This is a genomic window from Serratia ureilytica, from assembly GCF_013375155.1.
Lineage (GTDB): Bacteria > Pseudomonadota > Gammaproteobacteria > Enterobacterales > Enterobacteriaceae > Serratia > Serratia ureilytica.
The window spans coordinates 79,479-102,996 of sequence record NZ_JABXOF010000011.1; the positions used below are offsets into that span (position 1 = coordinate 79,479).

Annotated in this window: 23 protein-coding genes; 9 read left to right on the forward strand and 14 right to left on the reverse strand. The window is 61.8% G+C overall.

The window, feature by feature from the left end:
• Positions 1-37: 37 nt before the first annotated feature.
• Positions 38-955 carry an N-acetylglucosamine kinase gene (gene nagK, locus HWW83_RS19795; protein WP_149542861.1) on the forward strand — a complete coding sequence of 306 codons (918 nt, stop codon included), beginning with the start codon at positions 38-40 and terminating at the stop codon, positions 953-955.
• Between the two features lie 91 nt (positions 956-1,046).
• Positions 1,047-1,883 carry a Sir2 family NAD+-dependent deacetylase gene (gene cobB, locus HWW83_RS19800; RefSeq protein WP_046899329.1) on the forward strand — a complete coding sequence of 279 codons (837 nt, stop codon included), beginning with the start codon at positions 1,047-1,049 and terminating at the stop codon, positions 1,881-1,883.
• Positions 1,884-1,927: 44 nt separating this feature from the next.
• On the opposite strand, the gene potD is transcribed toward cobB, so the two are convergent.
• The 5 genes from potD to HWW83_RS19825 form a co-directional block, all read right to left on the reverse strand.
• Positions 1,928-2,971 (reverse strand): spermidine/putrescine ABC transporter substrate-binding protein PotD, encoded by a 1,044-nt coding sequence (gene potD / locus HWW83_RS19805; protein WP_033642768.1) that lies wholly within the window; start codon positions 2,969-2,971, stop codon positions 1,928-1,930.
• A gap of 226 nt (positions 2,972-3,197) precedes the next feature.
• On the reverse strand, positions 3,198-3,980 hold the full coding sequence (potC, locus tag HWW83_RS19810) for a spermidine/putrescine ABC transporter permease PotC (RefSeq protein WP_033642769.1): 783 nt from the start codon (positions 3,978-3,980) through the stop codon (positions 3,198-3,200).
• Positions 3,977-4,837 carry a spermidine/putrescine ABC transporter permease PotB gene (potB, locus tag HWW83_RS19815; RefSeq protein WP_046686900.1) on the reverse strand — a complete coding sequence of 287 codons (861 nt, stop codon included), beginning with the start codon at positions 4,835-4,837 and terminating at the stop codon, positions 3,977-3,979. The genes potC and potB overlap by 4 nt, the downstream gene beginning before the upstream one ends.
• Positions 4,821-5,936, reverse strand: coding sequence for a spermidine/putrescine ABC transporter ATP-binding protein PotA (gene potA, locus HWW83_RS19820; RefSeq protein WP_033652054.1), 1,116 nt, complete (start codon positions 5,934-5,936; stop codon positions 4,821-4,823). Before potA ends, potB begins: the two co-directional genes overlap by 17 nt.
• 8 nt (positions 5,937-5,944) lie before the next feature.
• Positions 5,945-6,235: a hypothetical protein gene (locus HWW83_RS19825; protein WP_127897190.1), complete on the reverse strand. Its 291-nt coding sequence runs from the start codon at positions 6,233-6,235 to the stop codon at positions 5,945-5,947.
• A 57-nt stretch (positions 6,236-6,292) separates the two neighbouring features.
• Between HWW83_RS19825 and pepT the strand changes: the two genes are divergently transcribed.
• A complete protein-coding gene (gene pepT, locus HWW83_RS19830; protein ID WP_176589502.1) occupies positions 6,293-7,522 on the forward strand; it encodes a peptidase T in 1,230 nt (409 codons plus the stop codon).
• 91 nt (positions 7,523-7,613) lie between these two features.
• Positions 7,614-8,702, forward strand: a complete 1,089-nt coding sequence (locus tag HWW83_RS19835; protein WP_176589523.1) for a malate/lactate/ureidoglycolate dehydrogenase — start codon at positions 7,614-7,616, stop codon at positions 8,700-8,702.
• A 41-nt stretch (positions 8,703-8,743) separates the two neighbouring features.
• On the opposite strand, the gene HWW83_RS19840 is transcribed toward HWW83_RS19835, so the two are convergent.
• The 3 genes from HWW83_RS19840 to phoP all read right to left on the reverse strand — a co-directional run bounded on the left by HWW83_RS19840 (position 8,744) and on the right by phoP (position 12,084).
• A complete protein-coding gene (locus tag HWW83_RS19840) occupies positions 8,744-9,865 on the reverse strand; it encodes a ribosomal protein uL16 3-hydroxylase (protein WP_004941161.1) in 1,122 nt (373 codons plus the stop codon).
• An 84-nt stretch (positions 9,866-9,949) separates the two neighbouring features.
• Positions 9,950-11,407 (reverse strand): two-component system sensor histidine kinase PhoQ, encoded by a 1,458-nt coding sequence (gene phoQ / locus HWW83_RS19845; RefSeq protein WP_033652118.1) that lies wholly within the window; start codon positions 11,405-11,407, stop codon positions 9,950-9,952.
• A gap of 5 nt (positions 11,408-11,412) precedes the next feature.
• A complete protein-coding gene (gene phoP, locus HWW83_RS19850; protein ID WP_004941169.1) occupies positions 11,413-12,084 on the reverse strand; it encodes a two-component system response regulator PhoP in 672 nt (223 codons plus the stop codon).
• 378 nt (positions 12,085-12,462) lie between these two features.
• Between phoP and HWW83_RS19855 the strand changes: the two genes are divergently transcribed.
• Positions 12,463-13,482, forward strand: a complete 1,020-nt coding sequence (locus HWW83_RS19855; RefSeq protein ID WP_046686902.1) for an ADP-ribosylglycohydrolase family protein — start codon at positions 12,463-12,465, stop codon at positions 13,480-13,482.
• Positions 13,483-13,486: 4 nt separating this feature from the next.
• On the opposite strand, the gene HWW83_RS19860 is transcribed toward HWW83_RS19855, so the two are convergent.
• A complete protein-coding gene (locus tag HWW83_RS19860; protein WP_176589503.1) occupies positions 13,487-14,251 on the reverse strand; it encodes a GntR family transcriptional regulator in 765 nt (254 codons plus the stop codon).
• 139 nt (positions 14,252-14,390) lie between these two features.
• On the opposite strand from HWW83_RS19860, the gene pdxR reads away from it, so the two are divergent.
• From pdxR to HWW83_RS19875, 3 genes are all read left to right on the forward strand, one after another.
• Positions 14,391-15,905, forward strand: a complete 1,515-nt coding sequence (pdxR, locus tag HWW83_RS19865; RefSeq protein ID WP_046686904.1) for a MocR-like pyridoxine biosynthesis transcription factor PdxR — start codon at positions 14,391-14,393, stop codon at positions 15,903-15,905.
• A 116-nt stretch (positions 15,906-16,021) separates the two neighbouring features.
• Entirely contained in the window at positions 16,022-16,474 is a 453-nt protein-coding gene (locus HWW83_RS19870; protein WP_033642777.1) for a GNAT family N-acetyltransferase, read from the forward strand.
• 15 nt (positions 16,475-16,489) lie between these two features.
• A complete protein-coding gene (locus HWW83_RS19875; RefSeq protein WP_170852792.1) occupies positions 16,490-17,194 on the forward strand; it encodes a GNAT family N-acetyltransferase in 705 nt (234 codons plus the stop codon).
• 51 nt (positions 17,195-17,245) lie between these two features.
• Here the strand turns inward: HWW83_RS19875 and purB are convergent, their stop codons facing one another.
• Positions 17,246-18,616, reverse strand: a complete 1,371-nt coding sequence (gene purB, locus HWW83_RS19880) for an adenylosuccinate lyase (RefSeq protein ID WP_033652066.1) — start codon at positions 18,614-18,616, stop codon at positions 17,246-17,248.
• Positions 18,617-18,638: 22 nt separating this feature from the next.
• On the reverse strand, positions 18,639-19,265 hold the full coding sequence (gene hflD / locus HWW83_RS19885) for a high frequency lysogenization protein HflD (protein WP_033642780.1): 627 nt from the start codon (positions 19,263-19,265) through the stop codon (positions 18,639-18,641).
• A 331-nt stretch (positions 19,266-19,596) separates the two neighbouring features.
• Here hflD and kup point away from each other — a divergent pair, with 331 nt between their 5' ends.
• Entirely contained in the window at positions 19,597-21,465 is a 1,869-nt protein-coding gene (gene kup, locus HWW83_RS19890; RefSeq protein WP_033642781.1) for a low affinity potassium transporter Kup, read from the forward strand.
• Positions 21,466-21,516: 51 nt separating this feature from the next.
• Here the strand turns inward: kup and mnmA are convergent, their stop codons facing one another.
• From mnmA to HWW83_RS19905, 3 genes are all read right to left on the reverse strand, one after another.
• A complete protein-coding gene (gene mnmA / locus HWW83_RS19895; protein ID WP_016928066.1) occupies positions 21,517-22,617 on the reverse strand; it encodes a tRNA 2-thiouridine(34) synthase MnmA in 1,101 nt (366 codons plus the stop codon).
• A gap of 106 nt (positions 22,618-22,723) precedes the next feature.
• Positions 22,724-23,170 (reverse strand): NUDIX hydrolase, encoded by a 447-nt coding sequence (locus HWW83_RS19900; protein WP_176589504.1) that lies wholly within the window; start codon positions 23,168-23,170, stop codon positions 22,724-22,726.
• Positions 23,171-23,179: 9 nt separating this feature from the next.
• A complete protein-coding gene (locus HWW83_RS19905; RefSeq protein WP_033652068.1) occupies positions 23,180-23,518 on the reverse strand; it encodes a lysozyme inhibitor LprI family protein in 339 nt (112 codons plus the stop codon).

Sequence of the window (23,518 nt, forward strand, 5' to 3'; positions counted from 1 at the left end):
GCGATGCCGCCCCGTTTTTTTAGCCTGGGGATGGGTTATGTACTACGGTTTCGATATGGGCGGCACCAAGATTGAGCTGGGGGTGTTCGACGACAGCCTGCAGCGCATTTGGCAAAAGCGGATGCCGACGCCGCGCGACGATTATCGGCAACTGCTGGCTACGCTGTGCGAGCTGACCCTTGAGGCGGATGCGTTTTGCGGCCGGCGCGGCAGCGTCGGCATCGGCATTCCGGGCCTGCCCAACGACGATGACGGCACGCTGTTTACCGCCAATGTGCCGGCGGCGATGGGGCGGCCGCTGCCGCGCGATCTGGCGGCGCTGATCGGGCGCGAGGTGCGGGTCGATAACGACGCCAACTGCTTTGCGCTGTCGGAGGCCTGGGACGACGAGTTCCGCCGCTACCCGACGGTGCTGGGCATCATCTTAGGCACCGGCGTAGGCGGCGGCCTGATCGTCGAGGGCAAGACGATGCCCGGGCGCAACTATATCGCCGGCGAGTTCGGCCATTTGCGCCTGCCGGTGGACGCGCTCGAGGTGCTGGGGCGTGATGTGCCTCGCGTCGCCTGCGGGTGCGGCCATCAGGGTTGCATTGAAAATTACATATCGGGCCGCGGTTTCGAATGGATGTACGCCCATTTTTATGGCCGGCGCTTGCCCGCCACCGAGATCATTGCGCATTATCAGGCGGGTGAGCCGCAGGCCGTGGCGCATGTCGATCGCTTTATGGACGTGCTGGCGATCTGCCTGGGTAACCTGCTGACGGTGCTGGATCCGCACCTGGTGGTGATCGGCGGCGGGCTGTCGAACTTCGACGCCATTTACCAGGCGTTGCCGCAGCGGCTACCGGCGCACCTGCTGCGGGTGGCTCGGCTGCCGCGCATCGAGAAGGCGCGCTATGGCGACGCCGGCGGCGTGCGCGGCGCAGCGTTTCTCAATTTGACTCGCCCAACGTAATGGGCGTTGCGGCCAGGCGTGAATGTATACAGCCAACAACGCCGCAACGTTCAGTAAGAAGGGTAAACAGGGAAAAGTAAGGAGAGAGTTAATGCACACTCGCCATCGGCTGTGTCAGTTTCGCAAGAGTAAGCATGTGCTGCATCAGCGCTTTCGTTCACGCATTTTTCACCGTGACACCATGGCGGCGGCCGAGCTGAAAAAGCCGTTTGTGGTGGTGTTGACCGGGGCCGGCATTTCGGCCGAGTCGGGCATTCGCACCTTCCGCGCCGCGGATGGGCTGTGGGAAGAGCACCGGGTGGAGGACGTCGCCACGCCGGAAGGTTTTCAGCGCGATCCGGCGCTGGTGCAGGCGTTTTACAATGAACGTCGCCGCCAGCTGCAGACCGAGGACATCGCCCCGAACGCCGCGCACCGCGCGCTGGCGGATCTGGAAGAGTGGCTGGGGGACAACTTCCTGCTGGTCACGCAAAACATCGATAACCTGCATGAGCGCGCCGGCAGCAAGCGGGTGCTGCACATGCACGGCGAATTGCTGAAGGTGCGCTGCACCCAGTCGGGCCAGGTGTTCGAGTGGCCCGGCGATCTCAGCGTCGATGAGCGTTGCCACTGCTGCCAGTTCCCGGCGCCGTTGCGGCCGCACGTGGTGTGGTTCGGCGAGATGCCGCTGGGCATGGACGACATCTACCAGGCGCTGAGCAAGGCCGATTTCTTCGTCGCCATCGGCACCTCCGGCCATGTCTATCCGGCGGCCGGGTTCGTGCATGAGGCGCGGCTGGGCGGCGCCTACGCGATGGAGCTGAACCTGGAGCCGAGTCAGGTGGAAAGCCAGTTCGACGAGAAACACTACGGCCTGGCCAGCGAAGTGGTGCCGCGTTTTGTGCACAAATTCCTGGTGGGCAAGGTGGCGCGGGCCGATAAGCCCTAAAGACATCAGGGCGCAATGCGCGCCCTGATGGGATGGCGGGCGTGTTAGCGCCCGGCTTTCAGCTTTTGGAAGTAGCTTTCGTACAGCGTGCTGGCGTCGCCGACGTCGTTTTGCCACTCGCCGTGCTCAATCACAGTTTTATCCGGGTAGAGAGACGGATCGTTGGCGATCTCCGGCGACAGCAGCTTCTTCGCCGCCAGGTTCGGCGTCGGGTAACCGATGGTTTCCGCCACCTGCACCGCGATTTCCGGCCGCAGCAGGAAGTCGATCAGCTTCAGCGCCCCCTCGACGTTGCGCGCGTTGGCCGGAATGGCCAGGCTGTCCATCCAGAAGATCCCGCCTTCCTTCGGCCAGACGATCTCCAGCGGCGTGCCGGCCTGGCGCGCCACGAAGGCCGAACCGTTCCACACCATGCCGACGTTGACTTCCCCTTCCATAAACGGGTTGCCCGGGTTGTCGGAGTTGAAGGCCAGCACGTTCGGCATCAATTTTTGCAGTTCGCGGTAGGCGGCTTCGATCTCTTTCGGATCGGTGGTGTTGCCCGAATAGCCCAGCTTGAGCAGCGCCATCTGGAACACTTCGCGCGCATCGTCGGTCAGCAGCAGACGGCCTTTGTACTGCGGCTGCCACAGATCGGCCCAGGAGGTGACGGTGGACGGATCCTGCGCGTCGCTGTTAACGCCGATGGCGGTGGCGCCCCAGATGTAAGGGATGGAGTAGTCGTTGTTGGGATCGAACGGCTTGTTCAGCAGGGTAGGATCGAGATCCTTGAAGTGGCTGAGCTTGCTCTTGTCGATTTTTTGCAGCATGCCTTCCTTGCTCATCTTGGCGATGAAGTAAGTGGAAGGCACCACCAGATCGTACGCGCCGTCCTTGTAGGTCTTCAGCTTGGCGTACATGCTTTCGTTGGATTCATAGGTGGAATAAATCACCTTGATGCCGGTTTCTTTGGTGAACTGCTCCAGCAGCCCCGGCGGGACGTATTCAGTCCAGTTATAGAAATACAGCGTTTTGCCGTCAGAGGCGTTTGCAGAGCAGAAACTCAGCGCCATCATCCCGGCTGCGAGCAGATGTGACCACTTTTTCATGCAGCGTATCCTTCAGCAGTAGTGAGCCGAACCCGTATGAGCCGCCGTTTTCGGCCGCGCCATACCCCAGAAAGGGGCCATTATAGGGGCGGGGGCGGGGTGGGTAAAGGCGGTTATCCCAGCGGCAAATCAGCGGGTTAACCGAGTCAGGGCCATCACCAAAGGCCGCTTTCATATCATTGTGGTCAATGAAAGAGACGGGCGCCGCAGCGCCCGGCGGGAAGGATTACTCGGCCTTGGGCGAGCGATCGCGCATCACCCACTGGCTGGCGATCACCAGCGTCAGCGACAGCAGCAGCAAAATGGTGGCCAGCGCGTTAACCTCCGGCGAGACGCCGACTTTCACCATCGAATAGATCTTCAGCGGCAAAATCTCGTAGCTCGGCCCGGTGACGAAGGAGGAGACGACCACGTCGTCCATCGACAGGGTGAAGCTCAGCAGCCAACCGGCCGCCACCGCCGGCATCGCCAGCGGCAGGATGATTTTGCGCAGGATGGTGAACTCGCTTGCGCCGAGATCGCGCGCGGCTTCCAGCATCTTCACGTCGAAGCCTTTCAGGCGCGCGTAGACGGTCACGACCACGAACGGCAGGCAGAAGGTGATGTGCGAGAACAGCAGCGACCAGAAGCCGAGCGAAATGCCCAGCAACATGAACAGCACCAGCAGCGAGATGGCCATCACGATGTCCGGCGACATCATCACCACAAACAGCATGCCGCCGACGAACGGTTTGCCGCGGAAGCGGTAGCGGTACAGCGCCACTGCGGTCAGCGAGCCGATCAGCGTGGCGAAGGTGGCGGAGAGCACCGCCATGGTCAGCGAGTGGCCCGCCGCCTGCAACAGGCTGTCGTTGTTGAGCAGCGTGCTGTACCACTTGGTGGTGAACCCTTGCCAGTTGATGCCGAAGCGCGAGGCGTTGAAGGAGTTGACGATCAGGATGACGATCGGGATATACAGATAGGCGTATACCAGCGTCATAAAGCCGCCGCGCAGCAGACGTCCGATCATGCCAGATCCTCCTTCTTGTTCAGCAGGCGGGCGGCCCGATAATAGACCAGCAGCAACAGCCCCATCACCAGCGTCAGGCAGATGCTGGTGGCCGCGCCGAACGGCCAGTCGCGGATATTGAGGAACTGGCTTTTAATCACGTTGCCGATCAGCAGGTTTTTGGCTCCGCCCATCAGATCGGCGACGAAGAACAGCCCCATCGCCGGCAGCACCACCAGCAGGCAGCCGGCGATAATGCCCGGCATGGTCAGCGGCACGATGATGCGGATAAAGGTTTGGAGCTTGCTGGCGCCGAGATCGCGCGCCGCCTCCAGGCAGGATTTATCGAGCTTTTCGATGCTGGAGTAGAGCGGCATCACCATAAACGGCAGCAGGATATATACCAGGCCGAGGATCACCGCTTCCGAGGTGTACATGATGCGCAGCGGCTTGTCGATAACGCCGATCCACAGCAGCGCGTCGTTGAGATAGCCGCGGGTGCTGAGAAACAGCTTCAGGCCGTAGATGCGGATCAGCGAGTTGGTCCAGAAGGGCACGATCAGCAGAAACAGCAGCAGCGGCCGCACCCTCTGCGGCAAGCGCGCCAGAATAAAGGCGAACGGATAGCCGATCACCAGGCAGCACAGGGTGGCGATCAGCGCCATGTTCAGCGAGTGCAGCAGCACCTGGGCATACAGCGGATCGAACAAGCGCCGGTAGTTATCCAGCGTGAACACCATCTGCACCAGGTTGGCGTCATCACGGGTCAGGAAGCTGGCGCCGATGATCATCAGGTTCGGCATGAACACGAACAGCAACAGCCAGGCGACGACGCCGACGATCACCACATTCTGGAAGACTTTACGCGATTTCTTCATCGGCCAGCACCACCTCCCAGCTTTCGACCCAGGTCACCGCCATCTTCTGATTGAGCGAGTGATCGACGTCCGGATCGTCTTCGTTGAAGAACTCGCTGACCATCACCGTTTTGCCGTTCTCCAGCTCGACCACCGATTCCAGCGTCATGCCTTTGTAGTTGCGCTCACGCACGTAACCGATCAGCCCGTCGTGCTGCGCGCTGTCGTTCACTTCTTCCACCCGCAGATCCTCCGGGCGCAGCAGCACCTTGAGCTTTTGGCCCGGTTCTACCGGCAGATCGGCATAGATGTCGCACTCGCGGCCTTCCACATTGGCGCGCACCCGCTGCGGATCGAGGCGTTGCAGGACCACCGCGTCGAAGATGTTGATCTCGCCGATGAAGCTGGCGACGAACAGGTTTTTCGGCTCTTCGTAGATCTCACGCGGCGTGCCGTCTTGCTCGATGCGGCCTTCGCGCATCACCACGATGCGATCCGACATGGTCAACGCTTCTTCCTGATCGTGGGTGACGAACACGAAGGTGATGCCCAGCTTGCGCTGCAGCGCTTTCAGTTCGTTCTGCATCTGCTTGCGCAGCTTGTAGTCCAGCGCCGACAGCGATTCGTCCAGCAGCAGCACTTTCGGCTTGTTGACCACCGCGCGGGCGATGGCCACACGCTGCTGTTGGCCACCGGAGAGCTGGCCCGGCCGCCGCTTGGCGAAGTCGTCCAACTGCACCATGCGCAGCGCCTCTTCGACGCGCGGCGTCAGTTCGGCCGCCGGCACCTTTTGCATGCGCAGGCCGAAAGCGACGTTGTCGAACACCGACATGTGCGGAAACAGGGCATAGCTCTGAAACACGGTGTTGACGTGGCGATGCTCGGCCGCAATGGCGGTGATGTCCTGGCCGTCGAGCGCGATGCGGCCCCGATCGGCGTCTTCCAGACCGGCAATCAGGCGCAGCACCGTGGTTTTGCCACAGCCGGAGGGGCCAAGAATGGTGAGGAATTCGCCGTGATTAATCGTCAGATCCAGATCGGCAATGATGGTTTTGCCATCGAACGCTTTGCTCAGGGCATGCAGTTCAACAAGGGGGGCTCGAGAGGATGTCTCAGTCATTTATCGTCTTACTCTATCCCGTGGGCTAATGCAGATAGAACCGCAACTGGAAAAGACTGCCGGAGCTTGCGGGCATGCCCGCGATTCAAAAGAAGCTCAAACCAGTTGCGCCAATGGAAATTTTTCGAGCGCGCATGATAGACGCTGAATGCCGGAATTGAAAGCCGATCCGGCCCAGATGCCGCGTTTTTCATCATGATAGCGACAAATGACCCTGTGATGACAGCGTTATTTCCCTCTGAAATCATCACAAAGATTAATGATATTGGCGAATTCTGGTTAAAAATGACCTGACGCAATATTTGATCCTGATCGGTTCAGCATAATGAAACGCGATATTCTGAGGGGCCGCCACCATGGATAAATTACTTGACCGCTTTTTCAACTACGTCTCTTTTGACACCCAGTCCAAAGCGAACGTAAAGCATGTGCCGAGCACCGACGGGCAGTTGAAGCTGGCGCGTGCGTTGCAGCAGGAAATGATCGCGCTCGGCTTCGAGCGGGTGTCGCTCAGTGAGCACGGCTGCGTGATGGGCACCTGGCCGGGTAACGTCGCCTGGCCGGTGCCGGCGGTCGGTTTTATCGCCCATCTGGATACTTCGCCGGATTTCAGCGGCAAACACGTCAATCCGCAGATCGTCGAGAACTATCGCGGCGGCGATATTGCGCTCGGCATTGGCGATGAAGTGCTGTCGCCGGTGATGTTCCCGATCCTGCACCAGATGTTGGGGCAGACCCTGATCACCACCGACGGCAAAACGCTGCTGGGCGCCGACGACAAGGCCGGCATCGCCGAGATCCTCACCGCCATGGCGCGCCTGCGCGCGTGCAAAATCCCGCACGGCGACATCCGCGTGGCCTTCACCCCGGATGAAGAGGTGGGCAAGGGGGCGCAGCTGTTCGACGTGGCGGCCTTCAATGCCGAATGGGCTTACACGGTGGACGGCGGCGGCGTCGGTGAGCTGGAGTGCGAAAACTTCAATGCCGCCTCGGTGACGATCAAAATCCTCGGCAACAGCGTGCACCCCGGCAGCGCCAAGGGCGTGATGGTCAACGCGCTGTCGCTGGCTACCCGCATTCATCAGGCGCTGCCGGCGGACGAAACGCCGGAGACCACCGAGGGTTACCAGGGCTTTTACCACCTCAGCAGCATCAAGGGCAGCGTGGAACGCGCCGAAATGCACTACATCCTGCGCGACTTCGAGCGCGAGGGATTCGAGGCGCGCAAACGCAAGATGGTGGAGATCGCCCGCGAGGTCGGCAAAGGCCTGCCGCGCGATTGTTATATTGAAGTCAGCATCGAAGACAGTTATTACAACATGCGCGAACAGGTGGCGGAGCATCCGCACGCGATCGCGCTGGCGCAGCAGGCAATGCGCGACTGCGACATTGAACCGGTGATGAAACCGATCCGCGGCGGCACCGACGGCGCGCAGCTGTCGTTCCGCGGCCTGCCGTGCCCGAACCTGTTCACCGGCGGCTACAACTACCACGGCAAGCACGAATTCGTGACGCTGGAAGGCATGGAGCAAGCGGTGGCGGTGATCATGCGCATCGCGGCGCTGACCGCCGAGCGGGCGCGGTAAAACAGGACGCTTGCGATTATCATAATCGCTTGCCGCAACAAGGCGTTGCTCATAGTGTGGAAGCCCATTCCCCACGCATAAGGACCGCATGATGAGCACCGAATTCCGCATCGCCGGCTCGCATTTGACGCAGTTCGTTCAGGCGATTTGGCGCCAGGCCGGCAGCACGGCGCGCGAAGCCGAGCTGGTGGCCGATCACCTGGTGCAGGCTAATCTGGCCGGGCACGATTCGCATGGCGTCGGCATGATCCCCAGTTACATGGCATCGTTGGCGCAAGGGCAATTGCAGCTTAATCAACATGCCGAGGTGGTGCGCGACGCCGGCGCGGTGCTGACGCTCGACGGCGCGCGCGGCTTCGGCCAGGTGGTGGCCAGCGAAGCGATGGCGCTAGGCATTGAGCGCGCCGGTAAACTGGGCCTGGCGGCGGTGGCGCTGCACAACGCGCACCATATCGGCCGCATCGGCCATTGGGCGGAACAGTGCGCCCGCGCCGGTTTTATCTCGATTCACTTCGTCAACGTGGTGGGCGATCCGATGGTGGCGCCGTTCGGCGGCAGCGATCGCCGCTTCGGCACCAACCCGTTCTGCGCCATTTTCCCGCGGCCGGGCCGCACGCCGCTGCTGTTGGATTTCGCCACCAGCGGCATCGCCTTCGGCAAGACTCGGGTGGCCTATAACAAAGGCTTGTCGGTGGCGCCGGGCTATCTGATCGACGAACACGGGCAACCCACCACCGAACCGAAGGTGATGCACGAAGCGCCGTTTGGGTCACTGTTGCCGTTCGGCTTGCACAAAGGCTATGCGCTGGCGGCGATGTGTGAGATCCTCGGCGGCGCGCTCTCCGGCGGCCGCACCACCCACGACGCCACGCTGAAAGCCGACAGCGACGCCATCTTCAACTGCATGACGACCCTGATCCTCGATCCTCAGGCCTTCGACGCCCCGCAAATGCAGGCCGAGGCCGAAGCGTTTATCGGCTGGGTGAAGGCATCGCCGCCGAGCGGCGAACAGCCGATCGCGGTGCCGGGAGAATGGGAAGAGGCCAACCGCGCGGCGCGGCTGGAGCAGGGCATACCGATAGACGCCAATACCTGGCGGCAGATTTGCACGGCGGCGGAGCAGGTGGGCATGGCGAATGAAGCGCTGGCCGGTTTTCGCGCGCAGGCGCGGCAGGCATAAAAAAAGCCACCCGATAGGGTGGCTTGTTCGCGTACTCGCAATCAGTCGTTAAAGTACCAATAGCCGCTGTTGACCAGCGCGGTCAGCAGCGCCAGGAATGACGGATCGTCTACCGCGTCGCCGAGCAGGGCGGCGTCGACGCTGAAGTGCTGGCACAGGGCGTCTGCGGCCTGCAGCTGGTCGGTGTCGATCAGTTCGCCGTTGACGAAGCAGCGATCGCCGACGCGCAGCACGCGCAACCCGCCCAGGCGCTGCAGCGCTTCACCCTGTTGCAGCAGTTCGTAGATTTCCCCGGCCTGATACGGCGGCTCCGGCGGCGCCAGATCCAGCTCGTGGCGCGATTGGGAGATAAACTCGCCGAACCAGTGCTGGAAGTGTTCCGGCTGTTGCACCAGATCCAGCATCATCTGCCGTAAGGCGTCCACTTCCTGCGGCAGGATCTCCGCCGGGTGTTCGCGCAGTTTAACGTCCGGATCGCCGTAGCGTTTGCTGCCCAGCTCGCGCGCCAGCACGTAATCGGCGAAGCCGCTCACCAGCTCGCGGCCGTTCGGCGCGCGGAAGCCCACCGAATAATTGAGCGCGTTTTCCAGCGCGTAGCCTTCATGCGGGAAGCCCGGCGGAATGTAGAGAATGTCGCCCGGCTCCATCTCTTCGTCGATGATGGCGTCGAACGGCTCTACCTGCAGCAGATCCGGATGCGGGCAGTGCTGTTTCAGCGGCGTTTTTTCCCCGACTCGCCAGCGGCGGCGGCCAGTGCCCTGAATGATGAACACGTCGTACTGATCGAGGTGCGGGCCGACGCCGCCGCCCGGCACCGAGAAGGAGATCATCAGGTCATCCATCCGCCAGTCCGGCAGTTGGCGGAACGGGCGCATCAGCGCTGCGGAAGGCTCATGCCAGTGGTCCACCGCCTGCACCAGCAGCGACCAGTTGTTTTCGCTCAGGTGATCGAAGCTCTCGAAGGGGCCGTGCGCGACCTGCCAACGGCCGTCCTGGTGGCTGACCAGGCGGCTGTCCACTTCGTTTTCCATCGCCAGCCCGGCCAGCTCATCCGGGGAGATCGGATCGATAAAGTTTTTGAAGCCGCGCTTCAGAATCACCGGACGTTTTTGCCAATAACGTTGCAAAAAATCGTTCCAGTCCAGGTCTAATTGATAATCCATGTTCTATTCCAGGATAGAGGAGTGAGCCTGAGTGCGATTATAACGGAAGTTTGGCCCCGTGGATCGGGGCCGCAGAGGCATAATTTACTCGTTGTGGTGGGTATCGTGCTGGCGGGCGAAGGTGACCTGCATGCGCGCGCCGCCGAGCGGGCTGTCGCTGATGACGATTTCGCCGTCGTATTGCTCGATGATCTCCGCCGCCACCGACAGGCCAAGGCCCTGACCGGGACGCAGGGTATCCACCCGCTGGCCGCGCTGGAAGATCAGCTGGCGCTTGCTTTCCGGGATGCCCGGGCCGTCGTCGTCGATGACGAGGATGAGGTTTTTCTCGGAGTGCAGCGAGGTGATTTCCACGAACTCGAGGCAGTATTTGCAGGCGTTTTCCAACACGTTGCCCATCACTTCCATAAAGTCGTTCTTCTCGCCCATAAAGGTCACTTCCGGCGAGATGTCCAGCGTGATCACCACCCCTTTGCGCTGATAAACCTTGTTCAGCGCCACCACCAGGCTGTCGAGCAGCGCCGGCACCGAGTGGATCTCGCGCGTCAGCACCGTCTGGCCGGAGTTGATGCTGGCCCGATGCAGGTAGTAACCGATCTGCTGAGAGATGCGCCCGATCTGATCCAGCATGATCGGCTCGGCTTCTTCGATGGTGGTCTGCTTGCCGCTGCGCAGCGAGCGCAGGGTGCTTTGCAGCACCGCCAGCGGCGTTTTCAGGCTGTGGGTCAGATCCGACAGGGTAGTGCGGTATTTGGTGTAGCGCTGGCGTTCGTTGCGCACCAGAATGTTCAAATTGCGCACCAGGCCGCGCAGTTCGCTGGGCGGGTTCTCATCCAACTGATCGCGTTCGCCGTTCTCCAGCTCGCCCACCTGATTGACCAGCGCCTTGATCGGCCGCAGGCTCCAGTAAGCCGCCAGCCACAGCAGCGGCACCACCAGCAGCAGGTTGGCCAGCAGCACGTAGCTGAACCACTCCCACACTACGTCGGAGCGCTGCAGCTCCTGCGGAATGCTGTCGACCACCACGATGGTCAACGCCGGCAGCCGCGCCGTGGCGGCATAGGTATTGACCGCCACCGAGTGCGTCAGCGCGTTCTGATCGGTATCGTCATAATTCTTCAGCTGATCCTGCGCTTTGGGGTTGTCCCCCAGCACTTCGCTACTGATGCGGGTATCGGTGTCAATTTCGTAGAAGCCGGACTCCTCCAGCCATTCCTTGTTGATCAGCTTCTCCAGCTCCGGCACCTTGCGCTGGCTCCACAGCAGGTTGCCTTTATCGTCGTAGATAAACACCAGCGTGGGAAAATTGAGATCGATATCGGGAGGAATGGCGATGGTGAGCTTGTTGTCTTTCCACTGCGCCAGGCTGAAGAACAGGTTGCTTTCGCCGCGCAGCAGGCGGAAGGCGGTCTTGTCGAAGCTGACGATGTAGCCGACGACCGCCACCAAACCGTAAGAGAGCGACAGCGCCAGGATCACCCCGGCGGTCGCCATCAGGAAGCGGGCGCGCAGCGAAAACGGTTTTTTATTCTTGTTGAACATCATGTTCACTTCGCGTCAAAACGATAGCCCTGGCCACGTACCGTGGTGATCACTTCATGCGGGTATTCCGCCTGCACCTTCTTGCGCAAGCGGCCCATCAGCACGTCGATGGTGTGGCTTTCGCGCAGTTCGGCGTCCGGGTAAAGCTGCAGCATCAACGAATCCTTGCTCACCACCTTGCCGGCGTTGCGGATCAGGGTCTCGATGATGGTGTATTCAAAGGCGGTCAACTTGATCTGTTGATCGTTGACGCTCAGTTCGCGGCGCGACAGATCGATCTGGAACGGCGGCAGCACGATCACCTGCGATGCCAGGCCGCTGTTGCGGCGCATCAGCGCCTGCATGCGGGCGATCACTTCTTCCAGGTGGAACGGCTTGGTGACATAGTCGTCGGCGCCGGCTTCCAGCACCGCCACTTTGTCCTGCCAGCTTTCGCGGGCGGTCAGCACCAGGATCGGCAGCTTGGTCTGGTGCGCGCGCCAACGGCGGATCAGGCTCAGGCCGTCTTCGCCCGGCAGGCCGAGATCGACGATGGCGATATCCGGCGCATGCTCCTGCAGGAAATAATCGGCTTCCTTGGCGTCTTCAGCCGCATCGACCTGATGGCCCATCTCGCGCATCTGAACGGAAAGGTGGTGGCGCAGCAAACCATTATCTTCAACAACCAGTACTCGCATAGCGAACTCCTGTGACTGTGCGGGTGAATGTCCTGTCACCCACGCGATAAAAGGGAACACGCTCTGCGGCGTGTCAGGGGATAACGCGGCCACCTGAACCATTTTGGCAAAAAATGCTGAGGTTATGGTAGGTATAACCCGCCCGGCCCGCAAGAGAGCCGAAGCAATGTATTAAAATAAGCGTTATCAATTTGTTCGCCGACATTATCGACAAGTTCTGATAAACGTCGGATAAACAGCGGCGGGGCAACGTTAAACGCAACTTAAACGCGTCGGGCATTGCCGCGAAAGGAAAGTGTGAACCGGAGCGCTTGATAAGCTTTAAAGGTACTAATAAGGTATTATTGAGGTATCGGCATATTTTCTCAGGAGCGATGGATGAAGCAATTAACCCAGGCAGAACGCATAGCGGGCGCATTTTACGGACAGATGCTGGGCGACGCGCTCGGCATGCCTTCCGAGCTGTGGCCGCGCGAGCGGGTTAAGCGCCACTTCGGCTGGATAGACGGCTTCCTCGATGGGCCGGCGGAGAACTCAGCCGCCTGTTACTTCAAGGCCGGGCAATATACCGACGATACCTCGATGGCGTTGGCGCTGGCCGATGCGCTGCTGGAAGCGGAAGGCGAGGTGGTGCCAGAACTGATCGCCCGCAACGTGATCCGCTGGGTGGACAGTTTTGACGCCTTCAACAAGAACATTCTCGGCCCCAGTTCCAAACTGGCGTTGAGCGAGCAGAAAGCGGGCACGCCGATCGCCGCGTTGGAAAACAACGGCATCACCAACGGCGCGGCGATGCGCATTTCGCCTTTGGGCTGCGTGCTGCCGTCTGCGCCGCTGGAGGGGTTCTGTCAGCAGGTGTGGCTGGCCTCCAGTCCGACGCACAAATCCGACATCGCCGTCGCCGGTGCCGTGGCGATCGCCTGGGCGGTTTCGCGTGCGGTGGAGGGGGCGGACTGGGCCTCGATTCGCCTGGCGTTGCCGGGCGTGGCGGAGTATGCCCAGCGCCGTCAGGTGACGACGTTCAGCCCTTCGCTGGCGGCGCGCATCGAGTTGGCGTTTCAGGTGGTGGATGAGGCGGCCGATCCCGAACAGGCATCCGAGCGGATATATCAACTGATTGGCGCCGGGGTGAGCACCATCGAGTCGGTGCCGGCGGCGTTGGCGATGGTGCAGCTGGCGCAAACCGATCCTACCCGTTGCGCCGTGCTGTGCGCCAACCTGGGGGGCGATACCGACACCATCGGCGCGATGGCCACCGCTGTCTGCGGCGCGCTGCACGGCGCCGAAGCGATGGATCCTGCGCTGCTGGCGCAGTTGCAGCGGGTGAATCCACTGGACGTCGAGGCGTATGCCCAGGCGTTCGTGCGTTTTCGCCGCCGTCGGCAGGGCGAGGCGTAACGGATCAGCTTTCGCTGGTAAATTCGTACATGTCGCTGCGGCAGAAGCTTTCGCTGTATTCGATAGGCTTCTTGCGGTGGTCGAACAGCGTCTGGCGCACGATCAGCAGCGGCATCGGTTCTGATAATTGCAGCGCCCGGCGGATGTCGTCATCGGCCATGGCCGCGCTGACCTGGCTGCGCAGCGATCCCATCTCCACGTTATTTCGGCGGAAGTAGTCATAGAGCGAGATGCCAATCTCGTCGACGTTGGCAATCGCCGCCACCACCACGTAGGACACCGCCACCGACATCGGCTGCCGATCGAGAAAGTGGATACGTTTGAGTTGATAGAGCGGCGTTCCGGTCGCCAGCTGGAGCTTTTCCGCCAGTTCGGCGCTGGCCGGCACCCGTTCGCGGCTGAGCCATTGCGTGTCCGGCCGGCGCCCTTGTTGCATCACCTCGCGCGAGAACCCTTTGACGTCCGCTAATGAATAGCGCAGCTTCGGCGCGGGCCGTTGCGCCTGGATGAAAGTGCCGTAACCGCGTGAACGGACGATGATGCCGTCTTGCTCGAGACAGGCCAGCGCTTTGCGCACCGTGATGCGCGAGATGCCGAGCCGTTCGGTAAACAGACGCTCGCTGGGCAGGAAATCCCCCGCGTTCAGCAATCCTTGCTCGATGGCCTGGCGCACCGAGGCGTTAAAGCGCAGATACAGCGGCATCGCGCCCGCGCTGGCCAGATCCTGCAGCAGTTTTTCCAGCAGACGCTGGTTGGTCTCCTTGCTCATAGCCGACGGAAATCCTGTAACCTCAATGCAATGGCTTATTTAAGGGGATTTCGCCGGGCAGCGCAACTGCCGCCGCCGAGGGGATGAAATAAGGTAGAGTAGTGTGCAATCGCCCCGAGTTTGGAGAAACAGACAGCCCATGAGTGACCACCCATCCTGCGCGGACGACGCGGCAATCCTGGCGGCCTTCACCCAGCAGCGTCAGCAGGGGTTGACCCGACGTTCGGCGCTGCATCAGGCCCTGTTGCGGCTCATCACCGCCGGGGAACTGCCGTGGCGGGCGAAGCTGCCGCCAAGCCGCGCATTGGCGCCCCGGCTGGGAGTGGCGCGCGATACGGTGGAGCAGACCTACGCGCGGCTGGAGGCGGAGGGATACATCAGCCGGGCGGTGGGGCGAGGCAGCTATGTTCGCTATCGCTGCGATACGTTGCTCGGCCGTGAACTGCTGGCGACGCAGGCGGGCCAGGAGGCGCGGCTGGCGGAACGCGAGCTAAGCGATCGCGGCCGGGCGTTGCTGGCGGTCAGCCATACGCCGCACACCAGCCGTCAGGCGTCGCTGACGCCCTCGCTGGCGGATCTGCGGGCGTTTCCCATCGATTCGTGGCTGCAGTGGGAAAAGCAGGCGCTGCGGCGGCACGGCGAGCGGCTGTTGGGGTATGCCGATCCGCAGGGCTTGCCGGAGCTGCGTGCGGAGATCGCGCACTATTTGCAGCGGGAGCGGGGCGTCAAGGCGACGGCGGAGCAGGTGATCGTGGTCACCAGCTCTCAGCAGGCGCTGGCGCTGTGCACGCAGGTGCTGTTCGATCCCGGCGATGCGGTATTCGTCGAAGAGCCGGGTTACCAGGGGGCGAAAAAACTGGTGCAGTCGGCGGGGCTGCAGGCGCGGCCGATCGGCATTGATGAGCAAGGGCTGGACGTCGGGCAACTGATGCAGGCTTCGGGGGGCGGGCGGGGCGTTTACATCACGCCGTCCCATCATTACCCGCTGGGATACTCGCTGAGCCTCGAGCGGCGCCTGGCGCTGTTGCAGTGGGCCCAGAGCCGGCGGGCCTGGATCATCGAAGACGATTACGACGCCGAGTTCAACTACGATCGACAAACCAAGGCGGCGCTGCAGGGGCTGGACAGCGGCGGGCGCACGCTGTACATCGGCACCTTCAGCAAGACGCTGTTTCCGGGGTTGCGCATCGGTTTTATGATCGCGCCGCCGCAGCTGGTGCGGCCATTGGTCGCCGCCAGGCAGTTTCAGGACGGCTACACGTCGGCACTGGCGCAGATGACGCTGTTCCACTGCCTGCACGAGGGCGGCTACGCCGAGCATCTGCGCAATATGCGTACGCTGTACAAGGCGAGGCTGGACGTCCTGTACGACGCGGTGCATCGCCATCTCGCGCCCTGGACGCGCCCGGCCTTGCCGCAGGGTGGCCTGCAGCTGGTTTGCCCGCTGGCGGATGCGGCGACGGAGCGGCGGCTGGTGACGGCGGCGGCCGAGCGGGGAATACGATTGTACGGCCTGGCGGATTTCTACACCGGCGCGCCGCAGCGCGGGGCGCTGGTGCTCGGTTTCTCGGCCTATGCGCCGGACGAGATCGTGCGCTTTATCGCCACGCTGGCGCAGGTGTTCAACGCGCTGCCGCGGGAAAACGGCGGTTAAAATTGGTCTGCTCGGCGTTTTGAATTGGTCCGTATTACACCGTCGCTGCGCGGTGTATCCTGCCGCTATTCGGTTATTTCCCTAATGGAAATAATATCTTAACCCCGTGAGGCGCTATGAACCCATCAAATCGTGAAGTGACTATCCGCAGAATCAATGGCGACGACAGAGCGCAATGGCTGGCGTTGTGGCAGGGCTATCTCGACTTCTACCGCGCCGACGTGGCGCCGCAGGTGACCGATCGCACCTTCGAACGGTTGGGGCAGGATGAACAGGTGTACGGGCTGGTGGCGGAGGATGCCGACGGCCGGCTGCTGGGGCTGATGAACCTGGTATTCCATCCGTCCACCTGGAGCGCGGTGGGCTATTGTTATATCGAAGATCTCTTTGTGTCGCCGCAGGCGCGCGGCCATAAAGTGTCGGAAAAACTGTTCGAACAGGCGTATCGGCTGGCGGAGGCGCGCGGCAGCGATCGGGTCTATTGGATGACTCAGGAGTACAACGCGCCGGCGCGTTCGCTGTACGACAAAATCGGCAGAAGAAGTTCGTTTATCGTTTATACCCGTTAACCGCAGGAGGCGCGTATGGCAATGAATCGTTATGGTCAGCCGATTGGCGAACCGATGCCGGATTGGCAGCCGGCTCGCCGCCCGGGCGGCGCAACGCTCGGCGGGCGTTTCTGTTCACTGGCGCCGCTCGAGCCGCAGCGGGATTACGCCGCGCTGTACGATGCTTTCCAGCTGGCGCCGGACGGCCGCGACTGGACCTATCTGTCTATCGAACGGCCCGATACGCCGGCGGCGATGCTGCAGCATCTGGAGACGCTGCAGGCCAACCCGACGCTGGTCAACCTGACGGTGTTCGACGCCGCCAGCGACGCGCCAGTGGGTACGGTGGCGCTGATGCGCATCGACGAGGCCAACGGCGTGCTGGAGATCGGCCACGTCAGCTGGTCGCCGTTGATGAAACAGCGCTCCAGCGCCACCGAGGCCATCGCGCTGCTGCTGCGCTATGCCTTCGACACGCTGGGTTACCGCCGCTGCGAGTGGAAGTGCGACAGCCATAACGCGCCATCGCGCCAGGCCGCGCTGCGCTTGGGCTTTCGCTACGAGGGCAACTTCCGCTTTGCGGTGATCGTCAAGGGGCGCAGCCGGGATACCGACTGGTTCGCCATCACCGCCGACCGGTGGCCGGCGGTGCGGCAGGCGCTGGCGCGCTGGCTGAGCGCGGACAACTTCGATGCGCAGGGGCGGCAGATAGCCCGGCTGCAGGTGTTGCGCGGCGAATAATAAGCAACAAGGCGGCCCGCGGGCCGCCTTTTTATGGTCAGGCTAAAGCGCTTACTTCAGCTCGTCGACCAGGGTGGTGGCGCGGCCGATATAGTTGGCCGGGGTCATCGCCTTCAGACGGGTTTTCTCTTCTTCCGGCAGCGCCAGGCCATCGATAAACGCCTGCATGCCGGCAGCATCCACGCGCTTGCCGCGGGTCAGCTCTTTCAGCTTCTCGTAAGGCTTCTCGATGCCGTAACGGCGCATCACGGTCTGGATCGGTTCGGCCAGCACTTCCCAGTTGTGATCCAGTTCGTCCAGCAGGTGCGCCTGGTTCACTTCCAGCTTGCTGATGCCCTTCAGGGTGGCCTGATAGGCGATCAGCGCATAGCCCAGGCCCACGCCCAGGTTACGCAGCACGGTGGAGTCGGTCAGGTCGCGCTGCCAGCGGGACACCGGCAGTTTGCCCGCCAGGTGGCCCAGCACGGCGTTGGCCAGGCCCAGGTTGCCTTCGGAGTTTTCGAAGTCGATCGGGTTGACCTTGTGCGGCATGGTGGAGGAGCCGATTTCCCCGGCGATGGTCTTCTGCTTGAAGTGGTTCAGGGCGATGTAGCCCCAGATGTCGCGGTCGAAGTCGATCAGAATGGTGTTGAAACGCGCTACGCAGTCGAACAGCTCGGCGATGTAGTCATGCGGTTCGATCTGGGTGGTGTACGGGTTCCAGGTGATGCCGAGCGAGGTCACGAACGCTTCGCTGAACTGATGCCAGTCCACTTCCGGGTAGGCGACGATGTGGGCGTTGTAGTTGCCGACCGCGCCGTTGATTTTACCCATGATCTCCACGCGCTCCAGCTGGCGGTACTGGCGCTCCATGCGGTAAGCCACGTTGGCGAACTCTTTGCCGACGGTCGACGGCGTAGCCGGCTGGCCGTGGGTGCGCGACAGCAGCGGGATATCGCGGTATTCCAGCGCCAGCCCTTTCAGCGCATCGATGATTTTACGCCAGTAAGGCAGCACCACGTCCTGACGAGCGCTTTGCAGCATCAGCGCGTGCGACAGGTTGTTGATGTCTTCGGAGGTGCAGGCGAAGTGAATGAACTCGGACACCGCGTGCAGCGCAGGCACCGCCGCCACTTTTTCCTTCAGGAAATACTCGACCGCTTTCACGTCGTGGTTGGTGGTGCGCTCGATGGTTTTGATGCGCTGAGCGTCTTCTTCGTTGAATTCAGCGACGATTTTGTCGAGGAAAGCGTTTGCGTCGGCGTCAAAAGCGGGAACTTCCTTGATTTCTGCGCAGGCGGCCAGTTTTTGCAGCCAACGTACTTCAACCTGTACGCGGAATTTCAGCAGACCGTATTCGCTGAAAATGGGGCGCAGTGCGCTGACTTTATCACCGTAGCGTCCATCAACGGGGGAAACGGCGGTCAGTGAGGATAATTCCATCGGTAGCAACTCCTGGGATCGATTAACAATGAGCAACGATATTTTGCGCCTGCTTGAACAGACGATTACGGGAAAACATTAACTGCAGGCGGCTGCCGCCGACCTGTTGCCACAGCACGGCGGCGCGAATGCCGGCCAGCAGCGTGGCGCGAACTTTGGCCTGCACCTGCGGGTTCTGCAAGATCGCCGGTGAGCCGGTCACCTGGATGCGCGGCCCGAGCGGGCTGACCACGTCGACATAAATGCCGGCCAGCGCGCTGATGATGGTGTCCGACTCAAGATCGAAGTGCGCCAGCTGGCGCTCGAGTTGGCCGAGGCGTTCGCCGAGCGTGTTCATCGCCTGTTTGTTGGCGTTGAGCTTGCGCTCCAGCACCATCAGGCTGATGGTGTAGCGGGTCAGTTCCGCGCCCGGCCCTTTGTTGTTGGCGTTAAGCACGCCCATCAGGGTTTCGAGGCCGACCATCAAATTGCGCTCCTCGCCGCCGAACACCGCCAGCGTAGAGGGTGGGTCCATCTGCAGCAGGCTTTTCAGCGAGGTGTGAAACGCTTCGCGGTCGCATTGCCCTTCATGGGCCAATTGCTGAACCAAACGCGCCGACTGGCTGATACCCGCCATGGCCAGCGTGATGTCATAATAATTCTTCGCCACGATGACTCCTGTAAACGCGGTGAACGGTACATGGCTTACTGTATAAGGTTGTGCGTATCGCCAGGGTAACGGCGGCGGCCGCGAACGGTAACGATCGGGCGTGGCTGTAACAACGATGACAACGAATGCCGCGGATCATGCCATAAAATTGAGGGTAAACCCAGCGTCTAATACGCCTGTGGCGAGGCGGATGCGCCGTGCGGCGCAGAACTGCGCAAATAGACGGCGAAAATCGCCGGTGGCGCGGCACGAACTTATTGTTGCGGCGGCAAATAAAGTGCGGCGGCTGCATCTATACTGCCAACGTGACCCCTCAAATAAAGACCTTTATATGCACGTAAAAAACAAGCAGCCGCTGCCGGCGGTGACGCTGGCGGCCATCGGCGTGGTGTACGGCGATATCGGCACCAGCCCGCTGTATACCCTGCGCGAATGCCTGACGGCGGAAGAAGGGATCACCCTGACGCCGACGTCGATCTACGGCTTTCTGTCATTGATTTTCTGGCTGTTGACGCTGGTGGTGTCGATCAAATACGTCTGCTTCGTGATGCGCGCCGACAACGACGGTGAAGGGGGAATTCTGACGCTGATGTCGCTGGCGATCCGCAAGCTGGATGCGCGCTGGGTGCCGGCGGCGGTGCTGGTCGGGCTGGTGGGCGGCAGCTTCTTTTATGGCGATGGGGTGATTACCCCGGCCATTTCGGTGCTCTCGGCTATCGAAGGCCTGCAGATTATTGCCCCCGAGCTGGACAGCTTTATCGTGCCGCTGTCGCTGCTGGTGTTGACCGCGCTGTTCGCGATCCAGAAACACGGCACCGGCAGCGTCGGCAAACTGTTCGCCCCGGCGATGGTCATCTGGTTCCTGACGCTGGCGCTGCTCGGCATCGGCGGCATTTTGCATCACCCCGGCGTGCTGCGGGCGCTGAACCCTTACTGGGCGGTGAATTTCTTCCTCGAGTACAAGGCAGTGTCGTTCTTCGCGCTGGGCATGGTGGTGCTGTCGGTCACCGGCGCCGAAGCGCTGTACGCCGACATGGGCCACTTCGGCAAAAAACCGATCCGCCTGGCGTGGTTTACGCTGGTGGCGCCGGCGCTGGTGCTGAACTACTTCGGCCAGGGGGCGCTGCTGTTGGCCAACCCGGCGGCAATCAATAACCCGTTCTTCCTGCTGGCGCCCACCTGGGCGCTGATCCCGCTGCTGGTGATCGCCACGTTGGCGACGGTGATCGCCTCGCAGGCGGTGATCTCCGGCGTCTTCTCCCTGACGCGCCAGGCGGTGCGGCTGGGCTACCTGCCGCCGATGCGCATCATCTATACCTCCGATCAGGAGTCCGGGCAGATCTACATTCCGGTGGTGAACTGGCTGTTGTTCGCGGCGGTGTTGATCGTGATTATCAGTTTTAAACACTCCAGCAACCTGGCCTCGGCTTACGGCATCGTGGTGACCGGCACCATGCTGCTGTCGTCGATTTTGCTGAGCATCGTGGCGGTGAAAAACTGGGGCTGGCCGCGCTATCTGGGTGGGCTGATGCTGCTTGCCATGCTGTGCATCGACGTGCCGCTGTTCGGCGCCAACCTGATCAAACTGGCGACCGGCGGCTGGCTGCCGGTGGCGCTGGGGTTGATCATTCTGCTGATCATGCTGACCTGGAAGACCGAGCGCTCGCGCCTGATCCGCCGGCTGCGCGACAACCAGGAAGGGCTGACCGCGCTGATCGAGTCGCTGGAGAAGGCGCCGCCGAAGCGGGTGCCGGGCACCGCGGTGTTTATGGAGCGCACGCCGCATGCGGTGCCGCTGGTGCTGCTGCATAACCTGAAGCACAACAAGGTGTTGCATGAGCGCGTGGTGCTGCTGACTATCGTGACTACCGACATGCCGTATGTGCACAACGTGCAGCGGGTGGCGATCGAACAGCTGTCGACGAGCTTTTGGCGGGTGGTGGCGAGCTACGGCTGGCGCGAAACGCCCAACGTGACGGATATCCTTTATCGCTGCGGCCTGGAGGGGATGAGTTTCACCATGAACGAGACCTCGTTCTTCATGTCGCGCGATACGCTGGTATTGGGCAAGCGCCCCTGGTATCTGCGCGTACGCGGCAAGGTGTTCCAGCTGTTGCAGCGCAACGCGCTGCGGGCGCCGGATCTGTTCGAAATCCCGCCAAACCGGGTGATCGAACTGGGGGCGCAGGTGGAATTCTGAATAAAAAAAACGCTGCGGTAAACGCAGCGTTTTTCTTGGGCGGCAGGCGAACTACGCCAGGCGCTGTTCGATGATGCCGCCGCCGAGGCAGATTTCGCCCTGGTAGAACACCGCCGACTGGCCGGGGGTGACGGCAGAGACCGGCTCGTCGAAACGCACTTCGATGCGTTCGTCGTCGAGCGGGGTCACGGTGCAAGGGATGTCCTGCTGGCGATAGCGGGTCTTCACCGTACAGCGGAACGGGCCGGTCAGCGGCAGGCGATCCACCCAGTGCAGCTGCTGCGCGATAAGGCCGACTGACATCAGGCGCGGGTGATCGTGCCCTTGCGCGACCACCAGCACGTTATTGGCCACGTCTTTATCCACCACGTACCACGGATCTTCGCTGCTGTCTTTCAGGCCGCCGATGCCTAACCCTTTGCGCTGGCCCAGGGTGTGATACATCAGGCCCTGGTGTTCACCGACGGTCTGGCCGTCGACGCTGACGATCGGGCCCGGCTGCGCCGGCAGGTAGCGGCCGAGGAAATCGCGGAATTTGCGCTCGCCGATAAAGCAGATGCCGGTGGAGTCTTTCTTCTTGGCGGTGACCAGCTCCAGTTGCTCGGCGATGCGGCGCACCTCCGGCTTCTCCAGTTCCCCAACCGGGAACAGGCTTTGCGCCACCTGCTCGTGGCTCAGGGTATAGAGGAAGTAGCTCTGATCTTTGTTGCCGTCGACGCCGCGCAGCAGGCGGCTTTTGCCGTCCACGTCCTGGCGGCGCACGTAATGGCCGGTGGCGATGAAATCGGCCCCCAGGTCTTCGGCGGCGAACTCCAGGAAGGCTTTGAATTTGATTTCTTTATTGCACAGGATGTCCGGGTTCGGCGTGCGGCCGGCCTTGTATTCTTCCAGGAACAGCTCAAACACGTTGTCCCAGTATTCCGCCGCAAAGTTCACCGTGTGCAGTTCGATGCCCAGCTTGTCGCAGACCGCTTGCGCGTCGGCCAGATCGGTCGCGGCGGAGCAGTACTCTTCGTCGTCGTCTTCTTCCCAGTTTTTCATGAACAGCCCAGCGACCTGATAGCCCTGTTGCTGTAACAGATAGGCGGTAACGGAAGAGTCGACGCCGCCGGACATACCGACGATTACTTTTTTCTGGCTGTTGTCTGACATGGGGATCTCACGAACTTGAACACGAACCGTGCTGATAAAAACAAGCGCAGGATTTTACCACGTTGCCCGCGCCGGCGCACTGTTCATCTTGTGCTGCCCGGCGCCCTCAATGCGGCCAGGCGAAGCTGCCGACCAGCGACAGCGGATAGCGCTCCGGCTGCTGGTAGCTGCGAATGCTCTCCGCCACCAGCGCGGAACGCAGGTTGGGCGCCTGCAAAATCTCGTCGGCGCTCAACCACAGGCAGCGATCGATGTCGTTGTCGTGCGGCTCGGTCGGCAGCGGCTGTTCCAGCTCGATGACGAAGCAAAAACGCAGGAACGGCGTGCGATCCGGCGCAATCCATTGGTGCAGACGTAAAAATGCCTGCGGGGTGGCGCGGATGCCGGTCTCTTCCCACAGCTCGCGCTCGGCGGCCTGCACCAGCGTCTCGTCGGCCTCCAGGTGGCCGGCCGGCTGGTTCCACAGCGCTTTGCCGTTGATGGTCTCTTCGACGACCAAAAATTTGCCGGCGGCGTGCACTACGCAGGCCACGGTGACGTGCGGTTTGAACATGCGGTCTCCTTACAGCGGTTTGTCGATGCGCCGATAGATATCGTCCAGCTCGGCGATGCGGGTGCGGTAGCTTTTGAGCAGACAGGCGGTGTCGCCACCGCACCGCTGGCGTTTTGCCAGCCAGGCCTGCTGGCTGTCCTGCATCGCGCCGCGCGCGCCCATGGCGAACAGGCCGCGCAGCAATTGGTATTGGGTGGCCATTTGCACATCCAAATCGTTCAGCGTGCGGTTGGCGCAGATGGCTTGCTCATCGCGGCTTGCCGCCTTGGCGCAGTCGAAGCTGGCGGCCTGGGCGGCGAACGGGGCCGCCAGAGCGGCGAGCAGCAGCGCGATCGGCGTGGATTTCAT